This is a genomic window from Leptospira adleri (genome assembly GCF_002811985.1).
In the GTDB taxonomy this organism is placed as follows: domain Bacteria; phylum Spirochaetota; class Leptospiria; order Leptospirales; family Leptospiraceae; genus Leptospira; species Leptospira adleri.
In genome coordinates this window covers 1-8234 of the sequence record NZ_NPDU01000117.1, presented here as the reverse complement: position 1 = coordinate 8234, position 8234 = coordinate 1, and the positions used below count along the sequence as shown (strand labels likewise).

The window sequence follows — 8234 nt, the reverse complement described above, 5'->3', positions numbered from 1 at the left end:
AGATATTCTCCTTTGAAAGCGATCGTTACTTCGTCTCCGGAATATTCAATGGATTTGTTGATGCTCGCTTCGGAAGCTCCGAGAGTCTGCGCAAAGAAGTTTAGATTGTTTTTTGTAAAAGTAAGTCTGACTTGTCTCGAAGGTTCTTCGGCGGCGGTCATAACTTGTCTCAGTGAAACTTGAAATTCTTCTTTGGAAATCGAAGTGGAGAATTTTGTGCTCTTTGGAATGACCTGTTCGTAATTCGGAAAATTTCCTTCGATCAACTTACACAAAAGTTCGATGTTATTGGCAGACGCATAAATCTGGCTGTCTATCAAACCGATACTACCCGTTTCCGAAGTGGCGATCATCTTTGAAATTTCGCGGATAGCCTTTGCAGGAACGATGATGGATTCTTTAAATTGCAACGGAGCGGGAAGCGTCCTTTCGATTTTACAAAGTCTTCTTCCGTCGGTCCCGACAAAAATCAACTTGGTCTCATTCGGAATCATATAAAGTCCGTTGAAAATAAATCTCTGATCCTCATGCGCGATCGCATAAGAAGTTTTACGAATCATGTCGTTTATCAACGTACTTGGAAAAGAGGAAACTTGAGAAGAATTCACTTTGGAAATAGTTTTGATTTCTTCCGCGTCCATCCCGGAAATTTTGGATTTGTAGTCATTTTTTCCGGAGGCGTCGGTAATGTATGCAATGGAAGATTCGCCGTCCGATTCTTCTAAGGATAGAACGGTTTCTTCAAAATTGATCGTTTTAAAAAAACTGGAAAGTTGTTTTGCCGGTAGGGAAATACTTCCGGGCTGAATGACATCCGCCGGAACGGAAGTTTTTATAGAGATCTCAAGATCCGTCGCTGAAAGAAATACCTCTTTCCCTTCGGCTTCTATTTTAAGATTTGATAATACAGATTTAATCTCTCTCGCAGAGATAACACCTTCGACCGCATGGATCGCTTTTAAGAATTCAGATGTGTTTACTTTGATTTTCAATTTAGGTCTCCTAATATCTTACTTAATTAAATAGATTCTTATTATTGTACAGTTGTAGGAGTAGTACCTGTAAATATGTACATAAAATCGTATTCCTATTGAATACTGAAATATGTCTCATTCTTTTTGAAAAGTGAATTTTCGTTTCTGACATAATTCTTCGTAAATTTCTTCTTCTGAAGCGACAGTAATTTTGCATTATGTCTTATTTACAGATTTATTGAATCCATTAAACAGGGAATTAAGAGTTAATGTACAGGTTATTTACAGTGTGAATAGCCTTGTACTGAAAGTTGTAAGTCTGAAATGTTTATTGAAGTCGATAGCGTGAACTGATCCGTTCCACTAAAAATCTCATCTCTTTGTTTTTTGAAAGGAGGTCTTCGGCTTTTCTAACCCCGTGAATTACGGTTGTATGCTGTGTTTGGAAGAGTCTGCCCACTTGAGATTTATTGACTTTGAAAACGTTATGCAGAAGATAAAAGCAGATGTGACGGGGAATGATGAGTTCTTTCTTTCTACTTTTTCCCATAATCTCGGAAGAGTTTAAACCGAATTCTTTTGCAACCGCTTCAATGATTCGATCGTGAGAAAATTCAACGTTCTTTTTACGATACAGACGATTCTTAACGATTTCCTTTACTTTTTCTAGGTTTAAGAACAGCAAAGAATATGATTTTTTATAAAGATAAATATCGTTGAGCGCTCCGAGGAGAAGTCTTGTATCTTCCTCGATTTGATCGGCAAGAAAATCAAGAATGTCTTCACTCAATCCTAAATCCATAATCTGAGAATGGTGGGCTACGATTCCTCTTCTGATCTCGCGGTCCGGATATTGAATGTCGGCCTGAACACCGGTAACAAATCTTGATTTCAGTCTTTCGTGAATGGGAAGTTCGGAACTGGGTCGGTCCGAGGCGATTACGATCTGCCTTTTTCTTTCAAAGAGAAAATTAAACAGAGCGAAAAATTCATCCTGCGTTTTTTCTGCGTTGGTGGAGAGAAGTTGGATATCGTCCACAAGAAGACAATTGTAGGATTGATATTTAATCTTAAAACTTTCGATGAGTTCTCGGGATTGAAGTGCGAAACGAAACTCGTTCATAAAAGAAGAGATGTCGACGTAACAAACTGTTTTCCAGGGATCTTTTTTCAAAAGTTCGGAACCGATCGCGTGAAGTAGATGCGTTTTTCCAACTCCGACGCTTCCGAATAAGTAAAGAGGATTTATCTCCGCGGGTTTTTTTACACATTCCTTTGCGGCCGTGTATGCAAGGCGGTTGCAATCGCCTACGATAAAAGATTCGAACGTGTAATCCGGATTGAATTGAAAATCTTTTTGGTCGAATGATTTTTCAATAATCGTCTGAAGAGGAGATGCCGGCTTAGATTCGATTAAAATCTCGACCGGAATTTTATCTCCGCATGCTTCTAAGATCGCACTTTCAATGATGCTTTGATATTTTCTTTCAACATGAGTTTTGATCGTCGCAGAAGGAGCTATGATCGTGCATTTTTCGGAGTTAAGAGTTTCTAATTTTAGGGTATCAATGAACCTTTCAAAGTATTGAGGAGATATTTTTTTGGATACTTCCTCTAAAATTTTATTCCAAACTAGGTTCAACTCTTCCTCCAAAGAAATAAAAACAAAAAATCTCACTTGAGAGATATTTTTACGAGTTTGATTCGGATCATTTTATCCAAATCGATTGAATAGGGCGATTTTTCACTTTTCCTCCGGAGTCCCGGAGCTCGATGAATGAGAATACACTATTTTTGAAAGAACTCTTGTACTCAAATGAAAATTCCGGAATCGGAAAGTTCTCCCGAAAAAAGGAAAGGTTTATGGATTGAATAATAAATTATGTCGCAAAAGTTATTTTGAGTCCAATTTAGGTTTCGCCTAACGTTCTTTTTGTTTATTTATAAGAATCTATATTCAAAATAATGAATGTCATTTAGAGAGAAAGGTGAAAAAAGAGTCTGGAAAGCGCCAGGGTTTCCAATCCGATGATCTTTTTATGAATTTCCGACTTGAATTGAAAGATCGCTTCGATCTTAGAGATATGATTTTCGTATCCGGTTCTTGTGTACTCGTAGATTAAAATAAGACTTACCAGTTCCAGAAATTCCTTATAAGAAAAATTTTCCTTCCATTCGGGATGTTCGTCTTTATAAGAATGAATCCATGATTCTAATTTTAGCAAATCAAGTTGTGTTTCGATTTTATCTTTGATTTTTTCCTGAACTAAATCGATTACATCCTTCGGACATTCGAAGGATAGCATACTTCCTCCTTGAAAAGGAAGGATCGGTAGATTGAATTGAGAATGAATTTTTTGAAGAACTTCCTGATTGAGATATTGGAATGGAACACAGATAGCTCTACTAACGATTGTTTCTTTCAGTTTATCTAAATTGTTAACGATGAATATGAATCTGGAAAACGGTGGTGATTCTTCCAAGGATTTTAAGAGTGCGGTTTCCGCTTCGTTTCCGATCAAAGAAGCATCAGGAAATACTATAAAACGAAACTTGGAAAGATGCGGTCTGTAATTGAGTCGTGAACGAATCAACCAGCGGATGGTGAATTCTTCCGGATTCTCCTCGCTTCCGATGGGAATGATCTTTCCGCTTTCTTCGGGAAAACGAATGTAATCCGGATGCGAATTGTGCATGAACGCTTTGCACGATGCACACGTTCCGCATGAAGTTCCTTCAAAACAAAGGACTTGTTTGATAAATCTTTCCGATGCGGATTCCTTTCCGGTCCCGTCGGGTCCGTGAAAAATCAATAACGGAGGAATCATTTCAGGTCTGGAAGAATATCTTTTTAGAAACGTAAGCGCGGTTTCTTGTCCTAAGATATCATCCAGATGAAACGTGGGAGAACTCATTTTATATCAATAAACCGGGGTCAACCAGTGTCTGTATTTTTCGTCTTTGTTGATCACAAGGTTAAAGAATAAACTCTGAATCTTTTTCGTGATCGGTCCCATCTCTCCGTTGCTTATTTTTCTATGATCGATTTCGGAAACCCATGCGATTTGAACTCCGGTCCCTGAGAAGAAAACTTCATCGGAAATATAAAGTTCGCTGCGAGATATATCTCTTTCAATGACTTCGATTCCGTCGTCCTTTGCAATCTGAAGAACGCTCCTTCTTGTGATTCCTTCCAACAAGGAAGAATTTACTCCGGGCGTGATGATCTTGCCGTCGCGAACGAGAAAGATATTTTCAGCTGAGCCTTCGCTTACGAATCCGCGAGCATCTAAGAAGATCGCTTCATCAAATCCGTTTTGTACGGCTTCCGATTTTGCGAGCGCTGAATTCACATAGCCGCCGGAAACTTTGGAAAGAGTCGGGATTACTGCGTCGTCAAATCTTCTCCAACTGGAAACCATAGTTTTCAATCCGCGCTTCGTATCTAAGTAATCATTCAATTGTAGAATGTAGATCGCAAGTTCGGTCGGGACGTCATGGAAACGTGGAGAGAGTTGTAATGCTGAAGTATAAACGAAAGGCCGAAGATAGATGTTCTCTTTGTACCCGCACTGACGAATCAGATCGATTGTTATGTCGCGCAATTCTTCTTTAGTTTTTTCCAACTTCAACTGCATGATTTTAGTCGAGTTGATAAGCCTTTGAAAATGGTCTAAGATACGAAATAGATAGATGTTATCCGTATCTTTGTCGTAGTAACCTCGAAGTCCGCCGAAGACGGTGGTTCCATATTGAAGGGCGTGCGTCTGGATGCTGATCTTAGCTTCGGATTCGGGAAGGATTTTTCCTTCAAAATAGGATAGTTTCTTGATGGATACTGCCATAGAACAGGAACCTGATAAGTGATATAATTCCATGAATCAATATGTCGGGTCTCTTGTCGATTGCATCTTGCAACAAAAGCGCTCGTTACTTGCGAAACATCCCATTCTTAAATTTATAATCTCTTTTCAGGAAGTTGAATCTCAATGCTTGAATCTAAGACCACATCCGTTTTTCCAAATCGTTTTGATTGTATCGTTGTCGGCGCAGGTCATGCGGGTTCCGAAGCCGCATACATTGCATCTAAAGGCGGCGCTAAAACTCTGCTCATCACGATGAACTTAGATACCATCGGTCAAATGTCATGCAACCCTGCGATCGGCGGCATTGCCAAAGGACACATGGTTCGAGAAGTTGACGCTCTTGGCGGACTTATGGGTAAAGTCATCGATCAAACTGGAATTCAATTTAAAATGCTCAACACTTCCAAGGGTCCGAGTGTTTGGGCTCCGAGGGCGCAGGCTGAAAAAAAAGAATACCAACTCAAAGTGAAACACACTCTTGAAGCGGAGAAGAATCTTTCGATTCGTCAAGACACGGTGGAAGAATTGTTAATCGAAAATGATTCGGTGATCGGTGTAAAAACCGGCAGAGGCTTTGAGATTTTTACAAACCATTTGATCTTAACGACGGGAACGTTTTTATCTTCGCTCGTTCATATCGGAACGTATCAAAATGAGAACGGAAGGATGTGCGAGCCGACTGTCAAAGGATTATCCAAATCGCTTGCCAAATACAATTTAAAGTTGGGAAGATTGAAGACCGGAACTCCTCCGCGGATTCATAAAAACTCAGTCGATCTCAGTGTGCTCGCAATTCAAGACGGCGATGCAACTCCTTCTCCGTTTTCTTTTTCCACCGATAGAATTACACGAAAGCAGATTCCATGTTATATCACTTATACCAATGCGGATACTCACAAGATTATTCATGAGAATTTGAATCTTTCTCCGATGTATTCCGGACAAATACAGAGTACGGGTCCGCGTTATTGTCCTTCAATTGAAGATAAGATCGTAAGATTTGCGGATCGAGAAAGGCATCAGGTCTTTTTAGAACCGGAAGGATATGAGACTGCGGAAATTTATCTCAACGGAGTTTCGACGAGTCTTCCGGAAGAAGTTCAATGGAAACTTGTGCGTTCTTTGAAAGGATTAGAGAATGCTGAAATTCTAAGGCCCGGTTATGCGATTGAATATGACTATGTGGATCCGACGGAATTAAAGCCGACTTTAGAAACTAAAAAGATCAAAGGTCTTTATCACGCCGGTCAAATCAACGGGACAACGGGTTATGAGGAAGCGGCAGCCCAAGGTTTGGTCGCTGCTTACAGCGTTCTTAATTCTTTAAGGAATCAACCTCCCCTCTTATTCAAAAGAAGTGAATCGTATATCGGTGTGTTGGTCGACGATCTCGTACATAAAGGTGTAGAGGATCCGTATAGAATGTTTACTTCACGAGCGGAACACAGACTTCTTTTGAGACAGGACAATGCCGATCTTCGACTGATGAAATATGGCTATGAACTTGGACTCGTTGATCAAACTTCCTTCGATCGAATGAATGAAAAGTACGAACGAGTCAGCGCCGTTCGTGAAAAAATTTATCAGATTCCTTTAAAACCTTCGGATGAATTTCAAAGTCTCCTGGATCAAAAGGGAATCTTGAACTATAAGTTCGGGATGAAGTTGGATTCTTTTTTGAAAAGACCCGAGATCAAAATTACGGATGTAGAATTTATGATCCCGGAAGTTCTATCTTGGTCTGAATTGGAGAAAAATATTCTCGAAATGGAAATCAAGTATGAAGGTTATATCAAAAGAGAATTGGAAACGATTCAATGGAAGAATAAGTATCTGGATCTCAGCATTCCGGAGGACCTGAGTTACGATACGATTTCCGGTTTAAAGAAAGAGGCGATCCAAAAATTAAAGACGCACAAGCCTATGACTCTTGAGAAAGCGGCACAGATTTCAGGAGTCGATCCAAGCGACATTGACCTTCTTCTCTATCATATCAAAGGAAGAAAAAAACAGGAAGCGGAGATGTCGTAAGTCCGAAAATTCTATTTTGTCGGAACTCCTAGCCTGCGTTTCACATGAAACGCTTTGAAAACCCGGTGTTTATCCGGGTTTTTTTATTTGGAGTGAACGGACGCAAAAAAAGACGTTTCGCTTTTTAACTATGCGCCGGTTCTTTCAGAAGAAAAATCCAATGACTTATTTTTCTAAAACGTTGGAGTTCCAACTTTTCAAAACTAAAGATTGAGATGATGCTTTGGATGCCGCGAGTCGGAAGTAAGAATTGAACTCAGAAAGAAGCAAATGGATATCGATAGCGTGAGTGAATTTTTAGATCATCTTTATGTTTTGCAGCTAGCGAAACGACGAATATTGAAGAGAAGTTCTTATTGAAAAAGAGTCCGGAGTTCCGACCTGAAAGAGGTTCGCTGTTGAAAAAAGGTAAGCGCATTCTTCGGTCCCGAATTAGTTTGATAAGTGATTTCATCCTTACTCAGGATGATTTCTATGATATTCGAAGCAAGAATTTTGAACGTTTTGATTTCTCGTAGCGCTTCCTGCAAAGAAACATTTAGAATTCGCGATTCTAACTTTTCACTTCATCTATCGAGAAGATCATTTAAGAATTCTGATCTTCAGCAAAATTACGCCTCTAATGTTTCGCAAAATACGCTGCATTTTTAACGATTATGTGGACGCCTTTCATTCGGCATTTTTCGAAATAGGTTTCGATTGCTTCTTAAACAATGGGTAGCTACAAGAAAATTCTCTTTGGACTGTTCACGCGAAACTCGTTAAAATTATAGGCATGCCTCGCACAAATTCAAATCTTCTTAGAATTTTAGCAAAAGGTGAAGAATCAAAATTCTTTCTCCGCTGAATATCAAGTTCCTTTCGTTCAAAAATACTTCCTCGAAAATCTAAGATTGTATCTTGAAGACGTCACCGTAGCTTCTTCAATCTTAAAACTCGATTGAGGTCTTGTTCCGAAAATCAAAAATTTTCCGCAAACCTCATTACAAGAATGAGCATTCCAACTTAAAATTCTATGATTGTCTCTAAGCGGTCATCGACTTGGATGTTCGAGTAGAGATTAAGGATGCAGAATTTGAGTTCGACGCAAAAGCTTTTCGTTTCATTGGTGGAGAAGACATTTGCATTCAGATAAAGAAAGATGACGAAAGGAAGGTCGGGACTGAAAAAGCCGGCGACTCAATCCTACTCTCTTAGTGCTCAGAAAAGATTATCTGTAAAAGAGTTCGTGGGTTTTGAGAAGTTCCCATTTGTTATTTTGTTTCACGTGAAACGTAAAGCTGGTAAGCTGAGCATTAGATCCGTAATGGAGCTGATTTTTTCGTTCCTGTTCTCCTTGGATATTGATCCTGCTGAGGAGATT

General features: G+C 39.5%; 5 protein-coding genes. 1 reads left to right on the top strand and 4 read right to left on the bottom strand.

Annotated features, from left to right (window positions below):
- The 4 genes from dnaN to CH376_RS23060 all read right to left on the bottom strand — a co-directional run.
- A partial coding sequence (gene dnaN, locus CH376_RS23075) for a DNA polymerase III subunit beta (protein ID WP_100788512.1) occupies positions 1-992 on the bottom strand: 992 nt, incomplete at its 3' end.
- Between the two features lie 310 nt (positions 993-1302).
- A complete protein-coding gene (gene dnaA / locus CH376_RS23070; RefSeq protein WP_100784755.1) occupies positions 1303-2634 on the bottom strand; it encodes a chromosomal replication initiator protein DnaA in 1332 nt (443 codons plus the stop codon).
- A gap of 316 nt (positions 2635-2950) precedes the next feature.
- On the bottom strand, positions 2951-3889 hold the full coding sequence (locus CH376_RS23065; protein WP_100784530.1) for a DNA polymerase III subunit delta': 939 nt from the start codon (positions 3887-3889) through the stop codon (positions 2951-2953).
- A gap of 6 nt (positions 3890-3895) precedes the next feature.
- Entirely contained in the window at positions 3896-4819 is a 924-nt protein-coding gene (locus CH376_RS23060; protein WP_100784531.1) for a branched-chain amino acid transaminase, read from the bottom strand.
- A 144-nt stretch (positions 4820-4963) separates the two neighbouring features.
- On the opposite strand from CH376_RS23060, the gene mnmG reads away from it, so the two are divergent.
- Positions 4964-6871, top strand: a complete 1908-nt coding sequence (gene mnmG / locus CH376_RS23055; protein ID WP_100784532.1) for a tRNA uridine-5-carboxymethylaminomethyl(34) synthesis enzyme MnmG — start codon at positions 4964-4966, stop codon at positions 6869-6871.
- The last annotated feature ends 1363 nt before the right edge of the window (positions 6872-8234 follow it).

Excerpts from the sequence above, each read along its gene's own strand:
- CH376_RS23065 (WP_100784530.1), bottom strand. The coding sequence starts at position 3,889 with ATGAGTTCTCCCACGTTTCATCTGGATGATATCTTAGGACAAGAAACC.
- CH376_RS23060 (WP_100784531.1), bottom strand. The coding sequence starts at position 4,819 with ATGGCAGTATCCATCAAGAAACTATCCTATTTTGAAGGAAAAATCCTT.
- mnmG (WP_100784532.1), top strand. The coding sequence starts at position 4,964 with ATGCTTGAATCTAAGACCACATCCGTTTTTCCAAATCGTTTTGATTGT.